General features: G+C 59.8%; 20 protein-coding genes. 14 read left to right on the forward strand and 6 right to left on the reverse strand.

Features of this window, described 5'->3' with window-relative positions:
• The first annotated feature begins 16 nt into the window (after nucleotides 1-16).
• The 11 genes from D8V06_RS07795 (at nucleotide 17) to D8V06_RS07845 (ending at nucleotide 15023) form a co-directional block, all read left to right on the forward strand.
• Nucleotides 17-1225: a lipid-transfer protein gene (locus tag D8V06_RS07795; protein ID WP_130930743.1), complete on the forward strand. Its 1209-nt coding sequence runs from the start codon at nucleotides 17-19 to the stop codon at nucleotides 1223-1225.
• Entirely contained in the window at nucleotides 1222-2379 is a 1158-nt protein-coding gene (locus D8V06_RS07800; protein ID WP_130930744.1) for an acyl-CoA dehydrogenase family protein, read from the forward strand. The genes D8V06_RS07795 and D8V06_RS07800 overlap by 4 nt, the downstream gene beginning before the upstream one ends.
• A gap of 21 nt (nucleotides 2380-2400) precedes the next feature.
• On the forward strand, nucleotides 2401-3402 hold the full coding sequence (locus D8V06_RS07805) for an acyl-CoA dehydrogenase family protein (protein ID WP_056856563.1): 1002 nt from the start codon (nucleotides 2401-2403) through the stop codon (nucleotides 3400-3402).
• A gap of 9 nt (nucleotides 3403-3411) precedes the next feature.
• Nucleotides 3412-4200 carry a crotonase/enoyl-CoA hydratase family protein gene (locus tag D8V06_RS07810; RefSeq protein ID WP_130905737.1) on the forward strand — a complete coding sequence of 263 codons (789 nt, stop codon included), beginning with the start codon at nucleotides 3412-3414 and terminating at the stop codon, nucleotides 4198-4200.
• A 167-nt stretch (nucleotides 4201-4367) separates the two neighbouring features.
• Complete coding sequence (locus tag D8V06_RS07815) at nucleotides 4368-6200, forward strand: DUF1302 domain-containing protein (RefSeq protein ID WP_130930745.1); 1833 nt, start codon at nucleotides 4368-4370, stop codon at nucleotides 6198-6200.
• Between the two features lie 26 nt (nucleotides 6201-6226).
• Complete coding sequence (locus D8V06_RS07820) at nucleotides 6227-7594, forward strand: DUF1329 domain-containing protein (RefSeq protein ID WP_130905736.1); 1368 nt, start codon at nucleotides 6227-6229, stop codon at nucleotides 7592-7594.
• Nucleotides 7595-7730: 136 nt separating this feature from the next.
• The gene (locus D8V06_RS31005; protein ID WP_130930746.1) at nucleotides 7731-9905 is read left to right on the forward strand and encodes a LuxR C-terminal-related transcriptional regulator; all 2175 of its coding nucleotides are present in this window, start codon (nucleotides 7731-7733) and stop codon (nucleotides 9903-9905) included.
• 132 nt (nucleotides 9906-10037) lie between these two features.
• Nucleotides 10038-11390, forward strand: coding sequence for a coniferyl aldehyde dehydrogenase (locus tag D8V06_RS07830; RefSeq protein WP_056856558.1), 1353 nt, complete (start codon nucleotides 10038-10040; stop codon nucleotides 11388-11390).
• Nucleotides 11391-11419: 29 nt separating this feature from the next.
• Entirely contained in the window at nucleotides 11420-12502 is a 1083-nt protein-coding gene (locus D8V06_RS07835; RefSeq protein WP_130930747.1) for a Zn-dependent alcohol dehydrogenase, read from the forward strand.
• A 171-nt stretch (nucleotides 12503-12673) separates the two neighbouring features.
• The gene (locus tag D8V06_RS07840) at nucleotides 12674-13867 is read left to right on the forward strand and encodes an acyl-CoA dehydrogenase family protein (protein WP_056856556.1); all 1194 of its coding nucleotides are present in this window, start codon (nucleotides 12674-12676) and stop codon (nucleotides 13865-13867) included.
• A gap of 13 nt (nucleotides 13868-13880) precedes the next feature.
• On the forward strand, nucleotides 13881-15023 hold the full coding sequence (locus D8V06_RS07845) for an acyl-CoA dehydrogenase family protein (protein ID WP_130930748.1): 1143 nt from the start codon (nucleotides 13881-13883) through the stop codon (nucleotides 15021-15023).
• Nucleotides 15024-15146: 123 nt separating this feature from the next.
• Here the strand turns inward: D8V06_RS07845 and D8V06_RS07850 are convergent, their stop codons facing one another.
• Nucleotides 15147-15581 (reverse strand): MAPEG family protein, encoded by a 435-nt coding sequence (locus tag D8V06_RS07850; protein WP_056856901.1) that lies wholly within the window; start codon nucleotides 15579-15581, stop codon nucleotides 15147-15149.
• Nucleotides 15582-15663: 82 nt separating this feature from the next.
• Nucleotides 15664-16617, reverse strand: a complete 954-nt coding sequence (locus D8V06_RS07855) for a diiron oxygenase (protein ID WP_130930749.1) — start codon at nucleotides 16615-16617, stop codon at nucleotides 15664-15666.
• A gap of 200 nt (nucleotides 16618-16817) precedes the next feature.
• Between D8V06_RS07855 and D8V06_RS07860 the strand changes: the two genes are divergently transcribed.
• Nucleotides 16818-17774: an AraC family transcriptional regulator gene (locus D8V06_RS07860; protein WP_130906736.1), complete on the forward strand. Its 957-nt coding sequence runs from the start codon at nucleotides 16818-16820 to the stop codon at nucleotides 17772-17774.
• A gap of 889 nt (nucleotides 17775-18663) precedes the next feature.
• Nucleotides 18664-19428: a tetratricopeptide repeat protein gene (locus D8V06_RS07870; RefSeq protein ID WP_130906738.1), complete on the forward strand. Its 765-nt coding sequence runs from the start codon at nucleotides 18664-18666 to the stop codon at nucleotides 19426-19428.
• A 20-nt stretch (nucleotides 19429-19448) separates the two neighbouring features.
• Here D8V06_RS07870 and D8V06_RS07875 read toward each other — a convergent pair whose 3' ends face one another.
• Complete coding sequence (locus D8V06_RS07875; protein ID WP_130906739.1) at nucleotides 19449-20366, reverse strand: bifunctional helix-turn-helix transcriptional regulator/GNAT family N-acetyltransferase; 918 nt, start codon at nucleotides 20364-20366, stop codon at nucleotides 19449-19451.
• Between the two features lie 618 nt (nucleotides 20367-20984).
• Here D8V06_RS07875 and D8V06_RS07885 point away from each other — a divergent pair.
• Nucleotides 20985-21209: a hypothetical protein gene (locus D8V06_RS07885; protein ID WP_056856549.1), complete on the forward strand. Its 225-nt coding sequence runs from the start codon at nucleotides 20985-20987 to the stop codon at nucleotides 21207-21209.
• Nucleotides 21210-21328: 119 nt separating this feature from the next.
• On the opposite strand, the gene D8V06_RS07890 is transcribed toward D8V06_RS07885, so the two are convergent.
• From D8V06_RS07890 to D8V06_RS07900, 3 genes are all read right to left on the reverse strand, one after another.
• Nucleotides 21329-23449, reverse strand: a complete 2121-nt coding sequence (locus tag D8V06_RS07890) for a TonB-dependent receptor (RefSeq protein WP_130906740.1) — start codon at nucleotides 23447-23449, stop codon at nucleotides 21329-21331.
• A 170-nt stretch (nucleotides 23450-23619) separates the two neighbouring features.
• The gene (locus D8V06_RS07895; protein WP_056856547.1) at nucleotides 23620-23898 is read right to left on the reverse strand and encodes a hypothetical protein; all 279 of its coding nucleotides are present in this window, start codon (nucleotides 23896-23898) and stop codon (nucleotides 23620-23622) included.
• Between the two features lie 85 nt (nucleotides 23899-23983).
• On the reverse strand, nucleotides 23984-24415 hold the full coding sequence (locus D8V06_RS07900) for a hypothetical protein (RefSeq protein ID WP_056856899.1): 432 nt from the start codon (nucleotides 24413-24415) through the stop codon (nucleotides 23984-23986).
• Nucleotides 24416-24670 lie beyond the last annotated feature (255 nt).

Genomic DNA, 24670 nt, shown 5'->3' on the forward strand with positions numbered 1-24670 from the left:
TCTTCCAGGTGACACCATGAGCGAAAAAGTACTGGTTGCCGGCGTCGGCATGATCCCGTTCCGCAAGCCCAGCGACAGCCCGACCTACGTGCAGATGGGGGCCGAAGCGATACGTCTCGCCCTGGCCGATGCGGCGATCGATTACAGCCTGATCCAGGAGGCTTACGCCGGTTACGTCTATGGCGACTCCACCTGCGGTCAGACCGTGCTGTACGAAATCGGCATGACCGGGATTCCGGTGGTCAACGTCAACAACAATTGCTCGACCGGCTCCACTGCGCTGTTCCTGGCGCGCAAGGCCATTGAATCCGGTTCTGCCGATTGCGTGCTGGCGGTCGGCTTCGAACAAATGCAAGCCGGCGCTTTGAAATCCCATTGGGACGACCGCCCGCCGACCCGCGAGCGTTTCCTGCCGATTCTGCGTGGCCTGACCGCCGATATGGAGGGCATGCCGCAGGCCATCCGTACCTTTGGCGGTGCCGGGCGCGAGTACATGGACAAATACGGCTGCAAGATGGAAACCTTCGCCGCGGTACGCGCCAAGGCCAGCCGTCATGCCGCCAACAACCCGCTCGCTTTGTTTCGCAAGGTGCTGAGTGTCGAAGACGTGATGAACGACCCGGTAATCCTGCCAGGCGTCATGACCCGTCTGATGGCATGTCCGCCGACCTGCGGTGGCGCGGCGGCGATTCTGGTCTCCGAACGTTTCGCGAAAAAGCATGGCTTGCGTCGTGACGTGGAAATCGTCGCCCAGGCGATGACCACGGACACGCCGCAATCCTTCAACTTCGAAAAACCGTCAATGCTCGATTGGGTCGGCACGCACATGACCCATGCCGCCGTCGGCCAGGTGTACGAAAAGGCGGGCGTCGGACCACAAGACATCGATGTCTGCGAGCTGCACGACTGCTTCGCCCAGAACGAAGTGATCTGCTACGAGTCGCTGGGGTTTTGCCCCGAAGGCGGCGCGGAAAAATTCGTCATGGACGGCGACAACACCTACGGCGGACAAATTGTCGTCAACCCATCCGGTGGCCTGCTTTCCAAGGGCCACCCACTGGGCGCCACCGGTCTGGCGCAGTGCTACGAGTTGACCCAGCAATTGCGCGGCAACGCCGATCAGCGACAGGTCGAGGGCGCACGCCTGGCCATGGCGCATAACCTCGGTCTGGGTGGGGCGTGCGTGGTGACGCTGTACGGCAAAGTCAACGGGGGTGCCCAGTGAGCAGCCTGCTCGACGCCTTCCGCTTGACCGCGTTGCCCGACCACGCGCAGGTCTTTCGGGCCGAAGTCAAAAGCTTTCTGGCCGAGCACCTGCCAATGGTTGCGGGCGATGTGCGGGCACGCAGCTGGACCGGTTTCGACGCCGCCTTCAGTCGCAAACTGGCACAGCGTGGCTGGGTCGGTCTGACCTTGCCCGAATCCTACGGTGGCGCCGGGCTCGATGCCTTCAGCCGCTTTGTGTTGGTCGAAGAGTTGCTGTCGGCCGGTGCCCCGGTGGCGGCGCACTGGATCGCTGACCGCCAGAGCGGGCCGTTGATCCTGAAGTTCGGCAGCAACGCACAGAAAGATTTTTACCTGCCGCGCATCTGTGCCGGACAAGCGTTTTTCTGCATCGGCATGAGCGAACCCAACTCAGGCTCCGACCTGGCCAGTGTGCGCAGTCGGGCCAGCCGTTGCGAAGGCGGGTGGCGCCTGAGCGGTCGCAAGATCTGGACCACCAATGCCCACCATGCCGATTACATGATCGCTTTGGTGCGCACCAGCGGTTCGCCGGAAGACCGCCATAACGGGCTGTCGCAATTCATCATCGATCTCAAGCAACCGGGCATCAGCGTACGGCCCATTGTTGACCTCGCCGGGGATGCGCATTTTTCCGAAGTGGCGTTCGACGATGTGCTGCTGGGTGAGGACGCGCTGGTGGGCGAGGAGGGCAGTGGCTGGAAACAGGTCAATGCCGAACTGGCGTTCGAGCGCAGCGGGCCGGAGCGCTTCTATTCCAGCGTGGTGCTGCTCGACCTGTGGGCAGAGACCCTGCGCCGCAACGGTGCCAGCGTCGCCGAGACAGCGTTGCTCGGCGGTTTCCTTACGCAACTGACCAGCCTGCGCAATTTATCGGTGGCGCTGACGTCATTGCTCGCCCAAGGGCAGAGTCCGGTGGTGGAAGCGGCGTTGGTCAAGGACATCGGTACCGAATTCGAACAATCGATTCCGGCCGCTATTGCCGCAGCCATCAGCGCGAATCCGGATGCTCCGATTGACGATGAGCTGTACCGCACCGTCGCCTACCTGAACCAGGTCGCGCCGACTTTTTCGTTGCGCGGCGGCACCCGGGAAATCCTGCGCGGCATGATTGCCCGTGGCCTTGGCCTGCGCTGATATCGAATAGGAAACATCGTCATGTTCACTGAAGCCATTGAGAAAATACTGACTGACTTGTGCACCCCGGCGCTGGTTCGCGCGGTTGAAAACGGCGACCGCGCCACGGCGCTATGGAGCGCATTGGAGAACGGCGGGTTTCTAGAGTTGTTGACCCCGGAAGTGGCGGATGGCGCGGGGCTGACACTGGAGTCGTTGTTCCCGATTTTCCTCGCTTTCGGCCGTCATGCACTGCCGCTTCCGGTAGCCCAAAGCATTGCCGCACGGGCACTGATGCGTGACTGCCCGCATGCACCGCCGAGCGGCATGTTGACCCTGGCGGGCGCGGCTTTCCGGCAGGCCGATGATGGCTTGTGCGTACCGCGCCTGGCCTACGGCACCCTTGCCGATTTTGCCTTGGTGAACCTGCAGGGCGAGTTGTTGTTGCTTGACTGCAGTCAGGCACGGCGCGAGCCCGACGGTGTGCATGGCAGCCAGTGCGCCACGCTGTATTGGCCCCAGGACGCCGGCGGCGTGTCTCTTGGAAGCAAGGGACAAGAGGCTCGCCTGTTTAACGCTGCCATCCATGCAGCGTCCATTGCCGGCGCGATGGAGAAGGTGCTCGGCATGACGCTTGAGTACTGCAATGACCGGATCCAGTTCGGCAAGGCCATCGGCAAATTCCAGGCGGTCCAGCATCAGCTCAGCGTCATGGCGGAGCAGGTGGCCGCTTCCCGAATTGCTGCCGAACTGGCCTTTGCAGGTGACCGTCCGGTGCCCGATTTGATTCCCGCGGCCATCGCCAAGGCCCGCACCAGCATGGCCGTTCCACAGGTGACCGCCATTGCCCATGCATTGTTCGGCGCTATCGGCGTGACCGAAGAGCTGGATCTGCAACTGTTCACTCGGCGCCTGCACCAATGGCGGGTCAGCGAAGGTTCGGAGACCTGGTGGAACAACATCGTCGGCCAGGCATTGCTGGAGAAACCGAAGGTTACCGCCAGTGAATTCGTGCGCACTGTTACCCCGTCACAAACTGCTTGAGGACACCCCATGAGTGAGTTTCTGAAGTACGAACAACAGGGGCATGTCGTCACCCTGACGATGAACGACCCCGAGCGCCGCAACCCTTTGACGGGCAATAGCGCTGTTCCCGAGTTCCTCGAAGCCATCGAACGGATCGAGCGCGACAGCAGTGTGCGCGCGGTCATCATCACGGGCGCAGGCAGCGCGTTTTGCTCCGGCGGCAACGTTCGCGACATGGACCGATACGCGCAGATGTCGGGCATGCAGTTGCGTCAGGAGTACCGCACCGGCATTCAACGACTGCCACTGGCGCTGTTCAATCTGGAAGTGCCAGTCATCGCCGCGGTCAACGGCGCCGCCATTGGTGCAGGCCTCGATCTGGCCTGCATGTGCGACATCCGCGTGGCATCCGAGCAGGCCAGGTTTGCTGAAAGCTTCGTCAAGCTCGGGATCATTCCCGGCGACGGCGGTGCGTGGTTGTTGCCGCGCATCATCGGCTTGTCGCGGGCCACCGAACTGACCCTGACCGGGCAAACGATCGATGCCCGCCAGGCCGAGCAATGGAACCTGGTGTCCCGCGTCGTCCCGGCCGGGCAACTGTTGGACAGCGCCAGGGAAATTGCCGCGGCGATCGCTGCCAACCCACCCCACGCCGTGCGTCTGGCCAAACGGTTGTTGCGCGAAGCCTTGCATACGCGACTCGACACGCTGCTGGAAATGTCGGCGACCTTCCAGGTGCTGTCGCACCAGACGGCCGATCACCGGGAGGCGGTAACGGCGTTCATCGAAAAGCGCTCCCCGACTTTCACCGGGTAAGTGTCACCAGGCGTAACGCCCGTCGAGCGCATCTCGAAACGGGTCGTTACGCGGCAATGAAAAGTGCAAAAAACACGTCCTTCAAATCACCCATTCGGGTGTGAGGGCATCCCGGGAGCCTCGCTAGCATGGGCTCTCACCACGTCATCCTTAACCGGGGAAACCGCATGACAAAAACAACAATGCGCGGAGTCTTTCAGCCAAGTCTGCTGGCCGTCGCTGTGATGGTTGCCACCTGCGCGAGCAATCAGGCTCATGCTGTGGATTTCAACATCGGGGAGATTCAAGGGACGTTCGACTCGTCGCTGTCGGTAGGGGCCAGTTGGTCGACGGCCGACCCGGACAAGCAGTTCATTTCCAACTTCAACTCCCAAGGTGTCACTGGCGGCGAGTCCTCGTCGCGGACGACCGATGACAACCGCCTGAACTTCAAGAAAGGGGAGACCTTCTCGAAGATCTTCAAAGGCGTGCACGACCTGGAGCTCAAGTACGCAGACAGCGGCGCATTCGTGCGTGGCAAATATTGGTATGACTTTGAACTGATGGACGAGAGCCGTCCGTTCTATGACATCAACGACTCGGGACGTGATCGCGCGGCGAAATCGTCCGGGGCGATGTTCCTCGACAGCTTCGTCTACCACAACTACAACATCGGTGATCAGGTCGGCAACGTTCGCTTGGGCAAACAAGTGGTGAGCTGGGGCGAAAGTACATTTATCGGCAACTCGATCAACAGCATCAACCCGATCGACGTCGCAGCCCTGCGTCGTCCGGGCGCGGAAGTGAAGGAAGGCCTGATTCCGGTCAACTTGCTCTACGTGTCCCAGGGGCTGGCCGATAACATTACCGCCGAAGCGTTTTATCAGCTGGAGTGGGACAAGTCGGTGGTCGACAACTGCGGCACGTTCTTCGGCAATGACGGCGTACCGCAAGGTTGTAACGACCGCCTGGTGGTTGCCGGGCTGGATTTGCCACCGGGTGCGGCACGCAACACCGGCGGTCTGGCTGCCGTCGCGGCGGGGACCGACGACGCCTTTATTCCACGTCTGAAAGATAACGATGCGCGCGACAGCGGACAGTATGGCCTGGCCCTGCGCTGGTACGTGCCGGAGGCGAACGACACCGAGTTCGGTGCCTACGCAATGAACTACCACAGCCGCAACCCTTACCTGAGTATCAATCAGATGAGCAGTGCCGCTGGCGGTGTGACTTCGGCGCGCAGTGTCCGTTATTTCGTCGACTATCCGGAAGACATTCGCCTTTACGGCTTGAGCTTCCAGACCAACGTTTCAGGCGTATCGCTGGGTGGCGAAGTCAGCTACCGGCCGAACATGCCGTTGCAACTGAACACGGCTGATTTGCTGTCTGCGGCGACGTTCGGTGCAACTTCGCCGCTGATCACTACCGGTTTTGCCGGCCGCAATCTGGGCGCCGAGGTCAACGGCTACAAGCGCATGCCAGTGACCCAGGCCCAGGTCACCGCGACCCAGTTCTTCGACCAGGTACTCGGTGCCAGTCGCCTGACTGTGGTGGGTGAGGTCGGTTACAACCATATCAACGGCCTGGGCAAGGCCGACGGTTCCGACCTGCGTTTCGGTCGCAGCCCGGCCTTTGGCAGTGGCGAGCTGCAAGGTGCAGCGGGACCGGCTACTTGCCTGGGCACTGCCGTCGGCACGCCGACTGCCAGTAACCCGGCGCAGGAATGCAACGACGATGGTTTCTATACCAGCAACAGTTGGGGCTATCGCCTGCGCGGCAAGCTCGATTACCAGAACGTGATCGCCGGCATCAACCTGTCGCCGAACCTGGCCTGGTCCCATGACGTGTCCGGCTACGGTCCGAACTTCGATGAAGGGTCCAAAGCGGTCAGTGTCGGGGTAGATGCCGATTACCTGAACACCTACAACGCCAGCCTCAGTTACACCAATTACTTCGGTGGCGATTTCAATACCAACGTCGATCGCGACTACGTTGCGCTCAGCTTCGGCGTGAATTTCTGATGCAACCCTGCCAGAGGAAACTGAACATGAACGCACGTTTTATTCTGCGCGCCGGCGCACTGAGTCTGTCGTTGCTGGCCAGTGCTGTAATGGCCGCCGTTTCGCCCCAGGAAGCCGCCCAGTTGGGCACCACGCTGACACCGTTGGGCGCACAGAAAGAAGGTAACGCCAACGGTAGCATTCCGGCCTGGGCCGGTGGTTTGAAGCCCGGTGCGGCGGCACTCGAGAATGGCTTTCTCGGCGATCCTTTCGCTGGTGACAAGCCACTAATGGTGATTACCGCGGCCAACGCCGACCAGTACAAGGACAAGCTGACGCCGGGCCAACTGGCGATGTTCAAACGCTATCCGGACAGCTACAGGATCCCGGTGTACAAGACTCAGCGCACCGCGGCGTCACCGCAGAACATTTACGACATTGCGAAAAAGAGCGCGGTGACCACCGAGCTGACACCTGACGGTAATGGCCTGCAGAACTTCACGCAAACCCGTTACTACCCGTTCCCGATTCCAAAGAATGGCGTCGAGGTTTACTGGAACCACACCAACCGCTATCGCGGCGGCAACATGGAGCGGCAGGCGGCTCAGGCTGCACCGCAGGCCAACGGGTCGTACTCGATCGTCGAGTACGACGACAAGCTGGCATTCCCGCAGCTGATGGAAGGGGTCGAAGGTGGGGCAGGTGACAACGTTCTGTACTACTACAAACAGGAAATCACCGCACCTTCGCGCATGGCCGGCAGTGTGATCCTGATCCACGAGACCATCGATCAGGTCAAGGAACCGCGCCTGGCATGGGTCTACAACGCCGGACAGCGCCGCGTACGCCGTGCACCGCAAGTGGCTTACGACGGGCCGGGCAATGGCTCCGACGGCATGCGTACCGCCGACAACACCGACATGATGAACGGCGCGCCGGATCGTTATGACTGGAAGCTGGTGGGCAAAAAGGAGCTGTACATCCCGTACAACAACTATCGCTTGCAGTCGCCGAAAGTGAAGTACGACGACATCATCAAGCCGGGGCACATCAATCAGGACCTGACCCGTTATGAGTTGCACCGCGTGTGGCATGTCGAGGCCACGTTGAAACCGGGCCAGCGCCATGTATATGCCAAGCGTGACATGTACTTCGACGAAGACACCTGGCAGCTTGCCGAGGTCGATCACTACGATGGTCGCGGACAGCTGTGGCGAGTTGCCGAAGGCTATGCGATCAATGACTACGAGCGCGGCGCTTCCAACTTCGCCATGCTCGGGATCTATGACCTGATCGCGGGTCGCTACAACGTATTGGCCATGACCAATCAGGCCAAACATGCAACGACCTATGGCATGACCGCGAAAATGACCGACTTCACCCCATCGGCGCTGCGTAACGCCGGCATTCGCTGACGTCGGGCCCTGGCTTGAATCCAACGCCCTGTTCGCAGGGCGTTGTGCTTTCAGGCAGGCCCCACCTGATGCGGGTGGCGCGCAAACAGTCGGCTCGCCCAATGATGGCATCCTCACACCATCAGCGAGGTCCGCCATGTTTGTGCCACGGCCGCATCTGTGCGACGTACTCAAGCGCGAGCAGTGTCGCTTGCAACTGCTTTGCGCGCCTGCCGGTTATGGCAAAACAGCATTGCTGCGCGAGTATTTGCGCGGTGAGGCGGTATGGATGAGCCTGGGTGGCTTGCCGCAAACACTGGAAGGTTTGAGCGAGATGCTGGCCGGTCAGCTTGGCTTGGCGCCCGAAACGGTGCCTGATGCCTTGCTGGCGTTGCTCGACTCAAGGGACCTGCTGACTGCTCAACCGTCTTCGCTGGCAAGCCAGCTCCCACAGGGAAATGCGATCAACTGTGGGAGCTTGCCTACCAGTGATAGGGCCAGTCCAGGCAGCGAAAATCCAACACTTCGCCTGGTCTTCGATGACTTGCCAGCGCAAATGCCGGCAAACCTCAATCACTGGTTCGACCAACTCCTGTCCCTGCGAAATCCGGGCTTGCAGGTGCTGGTCACCTGCCGCCAACGCCCCGAATGGAACTTGCCGCAGCTGATGCTCGGCGGGCAATTGCTGGAGCTGGATGCCCGGCAATTGGCGTTGCGACCTGATGAATTCGAGTCGCTGGTCAGTATGCTCATGCCGACCGCGGACATCAGGTCCAGGGAAAAACTGTGGCATCAAACGGCGGGGTGGTGCGCCGGTGTTCGTCTGCTGCCGTCTGCTTTGCTCGGCGCCTACCTCGAGCGTGAACTGCTGGCGCGTCTGAACGACGAACAGCGCGAAGTCCTCTACGGACTGGCTCATTTGGCCAAGGCCAGCGCCGATCTCTGCCAGCAACTCTGGGAAGAACAGCAGGGCGCCAGGGTCTTCAGAAGTCTGCTCGACGCCCAGGTTTTTCTTGTCCCGATCGACCACCAACCCGGTTGGTTCCGGTTGTTGCCTGCCGTGGCGCAGGCGCTGCAAGACAGGTTGAGCGGCGTGCCGTTGAATCGGTTGCGCTTGCGCGCCTGTCAGCTGCTGGGCGTACTGGGCCAGGTCGACGATGCGGTCGAGCAAGCACTCAGTGCTGATCAGCCAGAAGTGGCCGCAAGCTACATGGAGCGCTTGTGGCTGAGCTGGATCCTCAGCGAACGGCATCTGGACCGCTTTATTGATTGGCGCGAGCGTATCGAACCGCAATTGCTGCAAAGCAGCTCGCGGCTGATCTATTTGTGCGCCAAGGCGCTGCTGTTCAGTGGTCGACTGGACGAGGCCGAGGAGTGCCTGCAACGGCTGGGGCGTTTTTGCCCGCTGCCCGATCGAAAACGCAATCAACGCCTGCTGGCTAACTGGCAGGCGTTGTACGGCACCCTGCACACCCTGCGCGGCAACGTCGAACAGGCGCGCCTGCATTGCCACGCAGCGCTGCGATACCTGACCGTGCAGGACTGGCTGTCAGTGTTGTTGTGTCATTGCACCCTCGCACGGATCGACATGCAGACCGGAGAACTCAACGAAGCCCAGGTGTTGCTGGAACACTCGCTGGAGCTTGCAAGGCGCCAGGGCAGTCGCGAAGCCGAGGTGCTGGTGAACACAGATCGAGTCCGGTTGCTGTTGCTTCAGGGAAAATCGGCGCTGGCGCATTCGCTGTTGCGCACTGAACTTGCGCAACTGACGGGCAGCAGAACCCAGCCCTATCCACTGCTCGGGCGGCTGCTGTTCCTGCAAGGCGAGTTGCTGTTACAGCAAGGCCGCGCCGATGAAGCCGAGCAAGTGGTGCAGGCGGGACTGATGCAGGTCCGCGATTGTTGCGCGCCATTTGTGCTCAATGCCTATCTGTTGCTGTCCGAGATCGCTTCGCGCAGGCATGACCAGGAACAGGCGCAGCAGCTGTTGTGTGAAGCCGAGCGACGCATGCATTGGGGCAGGATCGACAGCGCCTGCTACCAGGGCCCGATCGAGTTGCAGAGAAACCGCAATGGATTTCGCGATCAGGGGACCGACATTGACGTCCCCGCCGTGGCACGCATGCCGGATTATCAGGACGGTCTGACACCCCGCGAAGTGTCAGTGCTCAAGTTGCTTGCCGAGGGCATGTCGGTGCGCGAGGTCGGCCATCGCCTGTTCATTTCGGTGAATACCGTCAAGACCCACGCCAAGAACATCAACGTCAAGCTCGGCGCCTGTCGTCGCACCCAGGCCATCAACAGCGCCAAGGCCATGGGCATTCTGGCCTGAACCACACCACTTGAAACGCCACCCACCTGATCCGGGTGGCGGCGTGGCGCGACCGATGGTCAACCATGCAGTGAACCCGACGCAATGCTGCGCAATCGCGGTGGCGTCCAGACAACAACAAGAGAGGTAGTGATGAGCGCCATCGAGAGTTGGACGAGCACGGACATCCGCACGGTGCTGGAAAAACAGAGGGCGGCCTTCCTGGCCTGCGAACCCTGGAGTGTCGAGCAACGCTGTGAGTTGCTTGAGCGGGCGATCGGTCTGCTGGTCAATCACGAACGGGAAATCATCGACGCGCTGACGGCGGATTTCGGCCATCGCAGCCCCGGTTTCTCCAAAGGCAGTGAAGTGCTTTCGCCACTGGCGACCCTCAAACAGACCCAGGCCGAACTGGCCGAGTGGATGCGCCCGCAGCAACGGCAGGCCCGAGCCGGTGAAGCCTGGGTTCAATACCAGCCGCTCGGCGTGGTGGGCATCGTGACGGCATGGAACGTCCCTGGCTACATGGTGTTCAGTGGTCTAGCCGGCGCCCTTGCCGCCGGCAATCGGGTGATGATCAAACCCTCGGAATTCACCCCAAAGACATCGGCCCTGATCGCGCGCCTGATTCGTTCGGTCTACGCCGAAGACGAAGTGGCGGTGGTGCTGGGCGGTGCCGACGTTGGCCAGGCGTTTTGCGGCCAGCCTTTCGACCATCTGTTGTTCACCGGCGCCACCAGCATCGGCAAGCACGTGCTGCGTGCCGCGGCGGAAAATCTGGTGCCGGTGACCCTGGAGCTGGGCGGTAAATCGCCGACCATTATTTCCCGCACGGCGGACTTCAAGGACGCGGTGGCCAAGACTGTCATCGGCAAGTTGCTCAACGCCGGTCAGTTGTGCGTCGCGCCAGATTACGTGTTCGTGCCACGGGAATCGGTGGAGACCTTCATCGGCATCGCAAAAGCGGTGGTCGCCGGATTTCTGCCGACGCTCAAGGACAATCCCGAATACACCTCGATCATCAACAGTCGGCATTACGAGCGCTTGCTGGGCTACCTCAGTGAAGCGCGCGAGGCCGGTGTCGAGCTAGTCGAATTGAATGCCGGCGCTGAAGACTTCAGTAACGCGACGCGCAACAAAATCGTGCCGACCCTGTTGCGCGATCCCGGCGACGATCTACGGGTGATGCAGGACGAAATCTTCGGCCCGTTATTGCCGATCAAACCCTACGACACCATCACCGAAGTGATTGCCTGGATCAACGCGCGGCCACGTCCGCTGGCTCTCTATTACTTCGGCAACGATGCCGCCGAGGAAGCGCAAGTGCTGTCCCGTACCTGTTCCGGTGGCGTGACCCTCAATGGTGTATTGAGTCACGCCAGCACCGAAGGCTTGCCGTTCGGCGGCGTCGGCCAGAGCGGCATGGGTGCCTATCACGGTATCGACGGTTTCCGCACCTTCAGTCATGCCAAAGCCGTGTTGCGCACCGCGCCAAACCCGGCCTGAACCCCTGATTAATTTTTGAGAGAACTGCCATGAAAGCTGCTGTATTCCACCAGGTTGGAGCTCCGCTGGTCATTGAAGAAGTGGGCATCAGCAAACCGGGCCCGCGTGAAGTGCTGATCCGCACCAAAGCGGTTGGTGTCTGCCATTCGGATTTGCATGTGATTGACGGTTCGTTCCCGTATCCGGGGCCATTGGTGCTGGGCCACGAAGCGGCCGGTGTGGTCGAACAGGTCGGCTCCGAAGTGCGTTCGGTCAAGCCGGGCGATCATGTCGTCACCTGCCTGACCGTGTTCTGTGGCCATTGCGAACATTGCGTGACTGGCCACCTGGCACGTTGCGTATCGCCAGAAACCAAGCGCGGCGCGGATGAAGAGTCGCGGCTCACGTATGTGCAGAAGCCGATACCGCAGTTCGTCAACCTGTCGGGCTTCGCCGAACAGATGCTGGTGCACGAAAACGCCTGCGTTGCGATTCGCCGCGACATGCCACTCGACCGTGCCGCCCTGCTCGGTTGCGCGGTGACCACCGGCACCGGCGCGGTGTTCAATACCGCCAAAGTGCGTCCGGGTGAAACCGTGGCCGTGATCGGTTGTGGCGGGATCGGTCTGGCGGCCATCAATGGCGCAGCACTGGCCGGGGCAGGGCGCATCATTGCCATCGACATGCTTGATTCGAAACTGGAGTTGGCCAAGCAGTTTGGTGCCACCGACTTGATCAATGGCAAAAACGGCGACGCGGCCAAACAGGTGATGGAGCTGACCCGTGGCGGTGTGCATCACGCTTTCGAGTGCATCGGCCTCAAGCAGACCGCCGAGCAAGCGTTCGCCATGTTGGCTCGCGGCGGCACTGCCACTGTGATCGGCATGCTCAAGCCCGGCCTGAAAATCGAGCTGGACCCCCTGCAACTGCTACATGAACGCCGCATCCAGGGCTCGCTGATGGGCTCGAACCGTTTCCCGGTCGACATGCCTCGGCTGGTGGACTTCTACATGACGGGCAAACTCAAGCTCGACGAAATGATTTCCCAGCGCATCCGGCTTGAGCAGATCAACGATGCGTTCGACGAGCTGCGCCGTGGCGAGTTGGCGCGTTCGGTGATCATTTTCGAGTAAATGCCGTAATTCCGGTAGGAGCGAGCCTGCTCGCGAAAAACCAGAGACCGCCACGGGGTGTCAGGCCGCCAGCGTCATCGTCGGCGACCATCGCGAGCAGGCTCGCTCCTACAGGTTTTTTTGCTGCATTCGAATAAGTGCCTGAGCATTCGGTTTTTTTGGAGTGGATGGATGGACATTGATTTCACAGCGGACGAACGCGCCTTTCGCGAGGAGGTTCGTGCCTGGTTGCGCGACCATTTGCCCAGCGAATTCGCTGCGCGCATCGCCCAGGGCAAGCGCCTGAGCAAAGAGCACCAAGTGCAGTGGATGCGCACACTCAACCGCCAGGGCTGGCTGGCCCCTGGCTGGCCGGTCGAGTTCGGTGGTACCGGCTGGACTGACGTGCAAAAGCATATTTTCGACGAAGAGTGTTTCGCCGCCGGCGCGCCGAAGGTCTCATCGTTCGGCCTGAAAATGGTGGCTCCGGTCATCATGAAGTTCGGCACGGACGAACAGAAAGCCCACTTCCTGCCGCGCATTCTCACCTGCGACGACTGGTGGTGTCAGGGTTATTCCGAGCCGGGTGCGGGCTCTGATCTGTCGTCATTGAAAACCCGCGCCGTGCGCGACGGCGATCACTATGTGGTCAACGGCCAGAAAACCTGGACCACCCTGGCGCATTTTGCCGACTGGATGTTCTGCCTGGTACGTACCGACCCCGAAGCTCGCCAGCAGCGGGGCATCTCCTTTCTGTTGATCGACATGCAGACGCCGGGCATCACTGTACGACCGATCATCACCCTCGACGGTGAGCATGAAGTCAACGAGGTGTTCTTCGATAATGTGCGGGTGCCGGTGGCCAATCTGGTTGGCGAGGAAAATCAGGGATGGACCTGCGCCAAGTATTTGCTGACCCATGAACGCACCAGCATTGGCGGAATCGCCCACAACAAGGCGCTGCTCAATCGTCTGAAACAGATTGCCAGTGAAGAGCGGCGTGATGGCCGGCCATTGATCGATGACCCGCTGTTTCGCGTACAGATCGCCGAAGTCGAGATGCAATTGATTGCCGCCGAAATCAGTAGCCTGCGGACCTTGGCGGCCGTTCGCGATGGGGGAGTTCCAGGCGCGGAGAGCTCGTTCCTGAAGATCAGGGGCACCGAAATTCGTCAGGCGATTACCTGGTTAATCAGTAAAGCCGTAGGCCCCTACGCCATGCCGTTCATCGAGGATGAACTGGGTTACGGCACCGAACCGTTGCTGTACACCGATTACAGCAGCGCGGCCACCTATCAGTATCTGGATGCGCGCAAGGCTTCGATCTATGGCGGTGCCAACGAAATCCAGAAAAACATCATCGCGAAAATGATCCTAGAACTCTAAGGCGCCCCCGATCATGGATTTCAAACTGACAGAAGAGCAGCTGATGCTGCAGGAAACCGCCGGGCGCCTGGTGCGTGATGTTTACGGCTTCGAGCAACGAGAACAGTATCGCCAGAGCACGCACGGCTTCAGCGTGCCATTCATGCAGCAGTTGGGCGATCTGGGATTATGCGCAGTGCCCTTTGCCGAAGCCTATGGCGGCTATGCCGGCAGCGGCGTGGATAACATGCTGATCATGACCGAGCTGGGGCGCGGACTGTGCCTGGAGCCTTACCTGCACTCGGTGATCTTTGCCGGTGGCCTGGTCGCGCAATTGGGCAGCGAAGCGCAGAAGGCCAGATTGTTGCCAAAAGTCGCCGATGCCAGCCTGCAACTGGCGGTGGCGGTCGATGAGCCGCAGGGTCATTACCAATTGCATGACGTGCAGACTTTGGCCGAGCCGGTAGACGGTGGCTGGAAACTCAATGGCCGCAAGTCAGTGATCATCGGCGGGCAGAGCGCCGGGCTGATACTGGTTTCGGCACGCACCAGCGAGGGTGCGCGGGATGAAAATGGCATCAGCCTGTTCCTGCTTGATCCGCAAGCCTGCGGCGTGCAGCGGCGCGTCTTCGATACAGTGGATGGGCGCAAGGCCTGCGATCTGTTTCTCGAAGACGTGTTCGTCGCCAGCGCCGCGCTCCTCGGCGAACCAGGCCAGGCGTTGCCAGCGCTGCGCTACCAGCAGGGCCGCGCCATCGCCGCGCAATGTGCCGAAGCTATCGGCAGCATGGAGGCTGCCTGTGCGTTGACCCTCGATTATTTGAAGACGCGCCAGCAATTCGGCCAACCGATCGGCAAGTTCCAGGCCTTGCAGCACCGCATGGTCGATATGCGCATCGAGCTGGACCAAGCCACTTCGATGACCCTGTACGCCGCCTGTGTGGCCGATCAGGCAGACAGTGACGAGCGCCGCCGGGTCTTGGCGGCGGCCAAATTCATCGTCAGCCGCGCCAGCCGTTATGTCGCCGACCAGGGCATCCAGTTGCACGGCGGGATCGGCCTGACTTGGGAATACATGCTGTCGCACCACGCCAAGCATTTGCTGATGGTGGCGCGTCAGTTTGGCGATGACGATCACCATTTGCAGGCTTATGCGAAGCTGATGCCGGCAGCGTAAGGCAGTTTCAACTGAGAAAGACGGTGGCGGCGATAGCCGCCCCGGCGCCTTCGAACGGACCTGTGCAATCAGCACACCACCGGGCGTGATGTTGTAAGGCAGACCCCGTACGAATTCATCTCTCTATTTGAGCATTCCTGCGCCGTAACAAACGGCAATGACAATGAGTGCGAGAAAACAGATCAACTGTATGCAAAAGAAGGTAAACCGAACCGCGACGAACGTATCGGTTTGCACATGGGATACGTGAACCAGAGACTGACACACACGAGCGATCAGGACGATTATGGACAAGTAGCTCACCGCAGGACCGTCCAACCCAAGGGCTGAAATCACGAACACGATGACGCCAAAGACCGGCAGATTTTCCACACAGTTCGCATGAGCTCTGGTCCCGCGCCGATACCAATCCTCGCCTTCGAGCTGATCGCTCCGGAAAGAAGCGATCGGGACATTCGACAACAGGATTCTGACCCAGCGATAGACGCCAACGGTTGCCATCAACAATAGTAGGGTCCAGGTCGCAAATCCAAGCAGCATCCACATCGCGATCGTCATGGCTGCCATCCTCAATCAATCATGTTTCAGCACGTCATTCCACTGTCGCGCGACCGACACGCGGTCGGTCGCCACGTATTGATCAATGGCTCATGATCGGTGCCAGTGCGGTCTGAATCCTGGACATCTGTGTTGGCGTTGTCATGCGTGCAAGCAGCCGTGCAAAGTGTGGATGCTGCACACCCGAGACAATGTATTGCCAGCGGTAGGCTCGCAGCACGCAGGCTTTGATTTGCGCGGTCTGCTCGACACTGAACGATCGTGAGGCATTTCCAATGAAGTAGTCGGCATCGGCTGTCGATTGCGCCTGCAGGATGGCGTCTACCGCCGCCACCAGCCCAATCAGGTCGTTCACGGCATGGTCGCGCTCGGCCAGCGAGAGTTTTGCGTGCTCTGCCTGCCACTCCAGTTCATCGAGTACGACGTGCCGGCTCTCATCCTTCCAGTGAAATTTGAAGACGTCCTTGAACAGTGGGCACAACTCCTCACGCGGGGCGATGCTTTGCACATAGTGCGTCTGGACAAACAGCTCGATATGACAGGTCAGCGCCAGCACCGCCCAAGTGCTGGCCGCCAGTACCGCGCGCGCCACATCGTTCGGATCGGCAACTTGGCGATAGCCTGCCGGCAATTGAGTACCCATCATCGTCTCAATGCGCCGGAACAGCTCCTGATGCTTGATCTCGTCGTTGGAAAAGCGAACCAACGCTTCGAGGGCAAGCTGATCGTCAAATACATGGGCCCGACCCTGATCGAGCATCTTGGCACTGATAAAACGCTCGACCAGGCCAAAGATATACGCATAGGTCCGGCCCTGAATCTGGCTAAGCAGGCGGGCGTCGTCTGCGGCGAGAAAGGTCACACGGTCGATATGCGAGAGGCCGTCGGGCAAGAATTTTCGCGAGAAGTCGAAGCCGCGGTCCTGCAGCAAGTCGCGATCGATCTGCCATTCCGCTTTCTTCGATGAGCGGACAAGTTGAGCATAACGGGCGGCATTGCCTGGATCCGGGCGGGGCAGGGTAGTGGCAGCGTTCATACTGATCTCCGGCTGGCGTGGTCGAGTTGCAATAGGGCCAATTACGGTTAACGCGGGAGTCAATGACCATCGGTGTAGCGTCTGTGGATCGTCTCGATCACTGAGTCCTCGTTGGTGCTAATCTAGGCCTCGCCGCTCAGGCGGCGAATGACCAGTGCGCCTGATTACTTGCTCCAAACTCCGGAAAGGAGGGCTGGCAATTGCTGGATGCGCTATCTGATGTGCTGCGTGTGATTCGGCTGTCCGGGGGGATCTTCCTCGAGGCAGAGTTCACTGCGCCCTGGTGTCTCAGTGGAAGAATCTCTGCGGACGATTGCAAACCGTTCCTGGCGGCCCCGCGACACATCATTGCATCGCATTTTGTCGCAGCGGGGCACATGCAATTGCGGGTCGACGATGGTGCCACCCTCGACGTGCAGGCAGGCGAACTCATTCTGCTACCGCGCAATGACGTTCATACGTTTGGCAGTGATCTAAGCGTTGCCCCGATGTCGGCGCGCGAAGTCATTCAGCCGCCGCAAGTCGGTGGCATATCAAGAATCAAATGCGGCGGGGGCGGCGAGGCCACACAGTTGTTGTGCGGTTTCCTCGGCTCTGAAACACCGTTCAGTCCGTTGCTTTCGTCGTTGCCATCCTTATTGAAACTGGACGTCCGTGCGACGCCTTCGGGTGCCTGGATTGAAAGTTCATTTCGTTTCGCCGTCAGTGAAATTGCGGCGGGGCGCGTCGGCTCGGCAACGGTCATCGCCAAACTCTCCGAATTACTGTTCGTCGAAGCCGTCGGCCAGTATGTCGCCAACCTCCCCGCTGAACGGCGCGGGTGGCTGGCGGGCTTGCGAGATCCACATATCGGGCGCGCGCTGGCGCTGCTCCATGCTCGTCCAACCGAGGGCTGGACGGCAGAAGCGCTGGCGATTGAAGTGGGCATGTCGCGCTCGGTATTCGCGGAGAGATTCACGGCGTTGGTCGGACAGCCACCCATGCAATACCTGACGTTCTGGCGCATGCACGTGGCGGCTCAACAACTACGCGAGGGTCGCGGCAATGTGGCGCAAATCGGCTTTTCAGTGGGCTACGAATCCGAGGCCGCGTTCAGTCGTGCATTCAAACGACAGTTCGGCACATCCCCCGGTATCTGGCGCAGGCAATCAGCATGAGAGGGGCTGGCGCCTGAGGACGCTCACATCAAGGCAGGCAGAAAATGTTTGATAGAGCCGTGCGCAATTCGTCAGGCTGGGGTTGATCCAGCGCCTAAGCCCTGCAAACAACTTTGGCGCCGATTGGATGTACGGATGCCCGCGTTGAAACTCCACGCGGAAGACGTGGAATCACAGGCTTCGCATCAGCGACGATAGTAACGGTGGCCGTCCTCGTAACGGTGCCGCATGGCGCGGTCCTGGTGGCGCTCCCAATCACGACGGCGTTCAGCTTCTCGGCGGGCTTGCTCTCTGCGCCAGTTATCCCGGCGCCAGTCGTCTCTGCGCCAATCGTGTCTACGATCGTGCCAACGGTCGTCATGCCAGTATCGGTCGTCATGGGCAAGCAACGTTGCCGGTTGCTTGCCGGCCATACTGGCCAAGGCCGGCCAAGGGTTGTCTGCGGTCTGGACAGGCGCCTCAACGGCTGTGGCTTGCTTTGTGAAAACGGGGTCTGAGGCCTTCATCTGTGTGGCGGATGCCGAGCCCACTGCCGCAAATGCCAACAGGCCGAAGAGCACCAACCGTGGGACATGGAATTTCATGAGTGAAGACAACCTCTGAGGGAAGATTGGACGTGTGGCCTATGACTGCGACGCTTGAAGACCGCGTGCTTAATCAGCGCATCTGCCTATCCACATAGACCGATATACAGAGAAAAGTTCTAGGGAACCGTTACTTAAATAGCCAGCGGTTTTCACTCGCTAGAGAAAAAAACAAGAACAGTTGCCGCGGTCGTTACAGCAGGAACTTCCGGTGTTTGGCTTGGTCAATAGCGGCCCTGTATCGGAAGCGCCGAACAGCGCTGTTTACGGCAGTACCTTCCGAGTTCAGTCGAGTAAGTCCCCTGATGCCAATCAATAACTATTTGTCAGGTCTCATCCTGGTGCTCTGTGCCTTCGCGTCGTGCGGTTCTGTCGCTGCCGAGCGACGAGCGACCGCGCAAAGCAATAGCGCGTCGACCACCCTGATCGAAACAGCCTCGCGCCAGTATGAAAACGGCCAACTGGACCAGGCTGCCGCCACGCTGGAGCGAGCCCTGCACATCCAGCCAAACAATCCCGCGACGCTGCATTACCTGGGTGTTTTGCGACTTCAACAAGGGCAGTACCAGCAGGCTGAAACCTTGGCGGCGCGCTCGAACATGCGGGTGGGTAACAACGTCCAGTTGCGCAACCGCAACTTCCAATTGATTCAGGCGGCGCAGCAGGCCCAATCGTCGGGTACCCCACCCAAGGCCAACGCAGACGTGGTTGCGGTACAGAAGGGGTTGGAAGAGGAGGCCCAAAGGCGCCGCGTAGCGGACATGGCGGCTGTTGAGCAGTCCGCTTCGGAAATCGGGCGTGACGCTGGCAACCTGAGTCACGCAGAGGACAATCGGGTTTCGGCTGCACCGACAGTTGGCAGAGCCGGGACCGCAGGGGCGTTCCAACAGTCTAATGTCGTCCCAGAGCCCGCGCCTGCTGAATTTGAAATTCCCCGCGGCCACATGCCACCCCCGGGCAAATGCCGAATCTGGTTCCCTGATCGCCCGCCGGGGCATCAGCCCCCACCGGGTAAATGCAAGAAGTTGCGTGATCGGGTTCCTTCAGGTGCTTACTTGGTGCGCGGTTGAGTTCCCGACTGCTCAGACCACTACAGATCCCGAGCCCAAGTCTGGCTGACCAGGTCTTTTCCGAAACTGTGTACCGGTTCCTCTTCGGCCAACTGAAAACCTGCCTTTTGATAGAGCTTTCGCGCATCGCAAAGCACGCTGGTGGTCCAGAGCATCATCTTTGTGTAACCCGCATCCCGTGCAAATCTGAGACTTTCTTCCAGCAATCGATTGCCGATTCCCATGCCTCTGGCACTCGCATCCACGTAGAGCATTCGCAGTTTGGCGGTCGTCTCGTCATGCCTGACGACAAACACCGAACCGATGACCTTGCCATCTTTTTCCGCGATCCAGCATCGCTCGCAGGATTGATCGAATTCACGAAGGTACTTGGCGACGATTTCTGCCACCAGCGCTTCGAACTCCGAGTTCCAACCGTATTCGCGAGCATATAGCTGAGCTTGTTGCTGAACGACAATTCCCATGTCACCCGCTACAGGATCGCGCAGGAGGTAGGAGGGATCTCTGGCGCCCAATAGCGTCTGTATCTGTTTCATGGCTTGGGTCAATTGATCCTGCTGTGGCTCAGGCAAGCCTTGCAGCATCAACACGACTTCCTCACGAGCGGCGTGCTCCAGCGAGGCCAGCACGGTGCGACCTGGCTCGGTAAGCTGGATCTGAGAGGCACGGGCATCGCTTGTCGAACGCGTCTTGCCGATCAAGCCTTTTTTCTCGAATCCGCCGATGACTCGGCTGACGTAACCGGCGTCCAGGCCGAGCATCTGACACAGGTCTGAACTCTTCAGGCCGGCACTGGCGCCCAATTCGAAAAGGATACGCGCCTCGGTCAGGGAAAATTCGGCCTTGAGCAAGTGTTCTTGCAGGGCGCCGATCTGGCGGGTGTAGAACCTGTTAAAGCGGCGTACCGTTTCGGCGCGCTCAAAAATGGTGGCGGACATGGAAGCTCCATATATTTGCTTTTGGCAATTATATAGTTGACCAAGGCAACTATGTCAATCGTGTGATGAGAATTTGAATGATGCATGCCAATGATTTTCACGACACGTTTTTGAGAATGTGGGCGAGCCCTTTAAACGAACGGGAGCCGATCATGGGGCGCCGCTTCCAGGCGCAGTCGTTGAGCGGTGTATACGACCTGTTTGTACTGTAAGCGACATGTCATCGAACTCTGCCAGGCGTTTACCTGTCGACCCATCACCTGTTTCTCAACACTCGAGCGGTCTCTTCTGCACGATCGCGATCATCTCGCGACCGTCTGAGCAGACCATGGTGATCGCGATGAACTGTCTTATATGTGTCGGTACTGCGCAGCGCATTCAATGTCTTGGCCCCTGGGAAGAGCGGGACTGTCCAGAGTGTGGTCGCTATCGCGTGTCGGATGAGCTCATCATGATGCTGATGGAGCAAGGGCAAATATTCGATGTGAACAAAACCAGACGTTGGCTAAGTAGTCAGCGAGTGGCGGGGGCTGTTCCTTCAATCGAAGTCCATGAAGCACTGCTGCTGCCCTGAAGACAGCGGCATCGGTTGTACTTCTTTCATTTTGGAATCCGCCCATGCACCTCTACACACTGCAATACCTGTTCAACGGCGAATCTCGTGAGGTCGAGCTCGAACTCAAGCAACCTCAACTCTCCGTACAGGAGGCGACAATGCATCTTTTGCAGCTGCATTTCGGAGATGGCGAGAACAGCCTGCTGATGCCTTCAGCGGACGCAACTCCGAAAGAAATCCTGGCGCAGGCTGAACGGCTTGGATTGACCCGGATCAGGGTGGTTTGAGTTGAACAGCATCGATTCAACGTCAAAGGCAATCTGCCCAATAAACCCGATTAGAAGGTAGCTTAGCGGCCGTTTTCCACGCTCCATTCACCGGCTGCCGATTGCTCTTTGCCAAAGCCTCAAAGCAGGCTCCACGACACCCCGACATACATCGCCATGCCTTCACCAGGGGTGGATCGCGCCGCGTCGAGCCCTTTGTCGTCGTAGCCGGGGGTGACGGTCGCGGCGTAGTGCTTGTCGGTCAGGTTGCGCATGTCCAGCCATGTCTGCCAGTCGCCCTTGGGCGCGTTGTAACCCAGGGTTGCACCGAATATGGCGTAGGGATCGGCGTAGAAGCTGTTGGCGTAGTCGACCGCAACCTTGGACGCCCATTGAGTGTTGACTGCTGCGAAGAAACCTAGCGGCCAGTCGAAGCGCAGTTCGCCCTGGTAGTAATGCATCGGCAGGCCCGGCAGGCGGTTGTCGCCGAAACGCTCGTCGTCGCGGTAGTGGAAATCACTGAAGGTATAGCTTTGGCGCAGGGTCAGTTGGCCACCGCTGTCCGGCGACCACAGGCTGCTCGTCAGGCCGGCTTCCACTCCCTGGTGCACGGTAGGGCTGGCGTTGAGTTCATAGGGCGTGGTGGCATTGGCGTCCGGCAACACCGAGAGCAATTCGTTGTGCACCTGGGCGTAATACCAGGACAGGCTCCATTGCCCCAGCGAGCTGTCACCGCGGCCGCCGATTTCCAGGGTGGTAGCGGTCTGGTTTTGCAGCTCGATCGGATCGCGCTGGGCACCCGTGGCCGGGCCGCTGCCTGCCGGGAAGCGCACGTTGGAACTGTAGATCAGCGACCAGGGGTGCGGCGCTTCAACCGAGCGGCTGAGGTTGCCGAAAAGCTGCAGATCGGGCGTCAGTTGATAGCGCAGACCCACGCGCGGAGCGTAGTCCCAATCGCTCAGGCTGGTCTTGCCGCCGGCTTGCGGGTAGGTCACAGCGCTTTCCCTGCGGGTATAGATGGCAGCAAGGCCGGTGGTCAGCCACAGGTCGTCGGCGATCTCCAGATCATTGCCCAGATGCAACACGGTGTCCGAACCCTGATAGGTGAAATCGCGAATGTGCGTGCCCGGCGCATAGCCAGCGGTGTTGCCGGTGGGAATGCGCACCTGTTCGCTGGCGCCGGCATTGGGCAGGTGCTTGGTCACGCGCAAGCCCAGCGTGCTTTGGCTTTGCAGGCCCCAAAGCGTATCGCGACGCTTATAGTCGAACGTGCCGCTGACGTCGGTGTACGCAACCTTCAGGCGATTGGGTCCTTCACGCAAGTCCATGGGGTAGTCGTGGTAGACAAGGCCGGTCTGAATGCTCGAATCGTCGTCGATGTAGTAGGTGGTCTTGTTGCCGATAAAGGTGCTGCCCGGCTGCTCACGGCGGTCGTCGCGCGTCACATAGGCGGGGTTGGCGGCCCGTGGGTTGTGTTCGATGGAGTGCTTGGTCACTCGTCCGGCAAGGTCGTTGTCGGTCTGGCGATAGCGCAGGTAAAAGCGGGTTTCCAGGTTCGGGTTGAAGCGATAACCGAAGTTGGCAATCACGCCCTGACTGTCGCTGGCGGTGTGATCCTGATAACCATCGGCATTGGCGCCGGTCAACGACACGTAGTAATCGAAGTCACCCAAGACCTGCCCGGAGCTGACCTGGCGTTGCTGATAGCCATGACTGCCGGTCGCGTAGCGCACTTGCAACTTCGGTGCGTCGTAACCGGTGTGGCTGACGTAATCGATGGCGCCACCCAGCGCCAGTGCACCCCTGTCGAACCCATTGGCGCCGCGCAGCACTTCCACATGATCGAGCCACAGCGGCTCCAGCAACTCATAGGGCGTGCCGCCAGGGCCCGTCAGCGGCAGACCGTCGAGCATGGCGTACAAGCCTGAAGCGTGGGCACCCGGAGCCCGGTTGATCCCCGATCCGCGGATCGAAATCTTCACCCCTTCGTTGCCCGCAGACTGGGCGTAAATCCCCGGCTGGTAGGCCAGCACATCCTGGTTACTGGCCACGCGGCCTTGCAGGGGGCGGCGCATGTCGACCACATTGCTGCCACCGGGGACTTCTGCCAGACGGGCCTTGGCCTGTTCGATCTCCAGGTCTTGGCCACTTTGATCCTCAGCCCCGATCAACACTTGCCCCAGCTCCAGGCCTTGGGCCATGGCCGGACAAACGAGGGCCAGCCCCAACAGCGCAGCGGGGAAGGTTTTGGGCGAGGGCATCGAATGAACTCCAGACATATGGATACGGGCAGTGAACACTGCGACGTAGATATGTACGAAGGGAGCACATGGGAATTTGCTTTTTTTGCGGCAGGAGCCGAGGCGTCGGCAAGGCGGGGAAGCAAAAGCCACGCTCGGAATACCCATTCCGAGCGCATCTTCCAATCCTGTTACTGCTTCGGCTCTTTGACTTCATCTGGCGAGCCGCTGGATGTCGCGGCATCTTTTTCTGCGGCACTCGTATCCGCTCCGGAGTTGGAGCCTGACGCCTCTTCGCCTTTTTTGTCGGCCTTGTCCTCGTTGGATTGAGCCGCTTTACCCTGGTTCAGGCCCGGTAGGGCGGCAGGCGGAACAGCGGGGTCGGTAGCAGTCTCGTAGGCAGCGAAGGCGAATAGCGAACTAGTCGACATCAAGCTCGCAAGCAGAAACACAGCGGCTTTACGCTTCATGATTCGAGTCTTCCATTGAAGGGATGTACAGTTTTGGAAGGGCGGGGAGTGGGAAGGTGCTGGTTAGCTGACCAGCGGTAATGGCCTACTCGTCACAGGCATCGGCGACGGCTTTCTCGGCGCGTATGAGTTCTTGCTTGATGTCCGTGGTAATGCGCTGTTTTTTCAGCTCCTGGCCCAAGAACGGTTGCTCGCCGCGGGATTTAACCTCGGCATCCTCGGCAACGATCTGCTTCTCGATGGCGGCGGAATGCTCGTCGATCACCGCGTTGACCTCCGCTTCATTGCGGGCGGTATCCAGGGCGCGAACCAGTTTGCCGGCCTCGGCTTTTTCAGCCTCGGCATAGGCTTCCACGGATAAACCGGCAGTCATGGCCCGGACTTGGGTTTCGAGGTTTTTCAGATGCTCCTGGTTTGCCTTGCACACCGCTGCCTGGCGCTGGTTCTCGACCCGCTCCCATCGGTTAAGCCCATAGGACGCAGCGCCCACAACGATGAGCGTCAGGGCGACACCCAGCATTTTGCCTTTCAAAGCTCACCCCGCATGCGCCGTGCGCAACAGTTTTTCGGGTTCATTGTGCGACTCCATTTCCGGATAAAAAAGCGTAGCAGACCCTTCATGGGATTCATTATCACTTGGTCGTGAGACGAGAGGAGTGTGGCTCTCTGTTCACCATCCTGGTGATAAGGCTATTACCTAGGCCACTGCGGCAAAAGCCCTCATCGAATGGGAGGCGCGTCAATATCCTTGTTGCAGGCGCTGTCATAGGCT

The organism is Pseudomonas sp. Sample_24, assembly GCF_004307605.1.
In the GTDB taxonomy this organism is placed as follows: domain Bacteria; phylum Pseudomonadota; class Gammaproteobacteria; order Pseudomonadales; family Pseudomonadaceae; genus Aquipseudomonas.

What these genes read in the sequence shown, in the direction of transcription:
- D8V06_RS07875 (WP_130906739.1), bottom strand. Translation starts at nt 20,366, where the DNA reads ATGTCCGCCACCATTTTTGAGCGCGCCGAAACGGTACGCCGCTTTAAC.
- D8V06_RS07870 (WP_130906738.1), top strand. Translation starts at nt 18,664, where the DNA reads ATGCCAATCAATAACTATTTGTCAGGTCTCATCCTGGTGCTCTGTGCC.
- D8V06_RS07815 (WP_130930745.1), top strand. Translation starts at nt 4,368, where the DNA reads ATGACAAAAACAACAATGCGCGGAGTCTTTCAGCCAAGTCTGCTGGCC.
- D8V06_RS07895 (WP_056856547.1), bottom strand. Translation starts at nt 23,898, where the DNA reads ATGAAGCGTAAAGCCGCTGTGTTTCTGCTTGCGAGCTTGATGTCGACT.
- D8V06_RS07835 (WP_130930747.1), top strand. Translation starts at nt 11,420, where the DNA reads ATGAAAGCTGCTGTATTCCACCAGGTTGGAGCTCCGCTGGTCATTGAA.
- D8V06_RS07855 (WP_130930749.1), bottom strand. Translation starts at nt 16,617, where the DNA reads ATGAACGCTGCCACTACCCTGCCCCGCCCGGATCCAGGCAATGCCGCC.
- D8V06_RS07850 (WP_056856901.1), bottom strand. Translation starts at nt 15,581, where the DNA reads ATGACGATCGCGATGTGGATGCTGCTTGGATTTGCGACCTGGACCCTA.
- D8V06_RS07810 (WP_130905737.1), top strand. Translation starts at nt 3,412, where the DNA reads ATGAGTGAGTTTCTGAAGTACGAACAACAGGGGCATGTCGTCACCCTG.
- D8V06_RS07830 (WP_056856558.1), top strand. Translation starts at nt 10,038, where the DNA reads ATGAGCGCCATCGAGAGTTGGACGAGCACGGACATCCGCACGGTGCTG.
- D8V06_RS07885 (WP_056856549.1), top strand. Translation starts at nt 20,985, where the DNA reads ATGCACCTCTACACACTGCAATACCTGTTCAACGGCGAATCTCGTGAG.
- D8V06_RS07890 (WP_130906740.1), bottom strand. Translation starts at nt 23,449, where the DNA reads ATGCCCTCGCCCAAAACCTTCCCCGCTGCGCTGTTGGGGCTGGCCCTC.
- D8V06_RS07805 (WP_056856563.1), top strand. Translation starts at nt 2,401, where the DNA reads ATGTTCACTGAAGCCATTGAGAAAATACTGACTGACTTGTGCACCCCG.
- D8V06_RS31005 (WP_130930746.1), top strand. Translation starts at nt 7,731, where the DNA reads ATGTTTGTGCCACGGCCGCATCTGTGCGACGTACTCAAGCGCGAGCAG.
- D8V06_RS07845 (WP_130930748.1), top strand. Translation starts at nt 13,881, where the DNA reads ATGGATTTCAAACTGACAGAAGAGCAGCTGATGCTGCAGGAAACCGCC.
- D8V06_RS07820 (WP_130905736.1), top strand. Translation starts at nt 6,227, where the DNA reads ATGAACGCACGTTTTATTCTGCGCGCCGGCGCACTGAGTCTGTCGTTG.
- D8V06_RS07840 (WP_056856556.1), top strand. Translation starts at nt 12,674, where the DNA reads ATGGACATTGATTTCACAGCGGACGAACGCGCCTTTCGCGAGGAGGTT.
- D8V06_RS07795 (WP_130930743.1), top strand. Translation starts at nt 17, where the DNA reads ATGAGCGAAAAAGTACTGGTTGCCGGCGTCGGCATGATCCCGTTCCGC.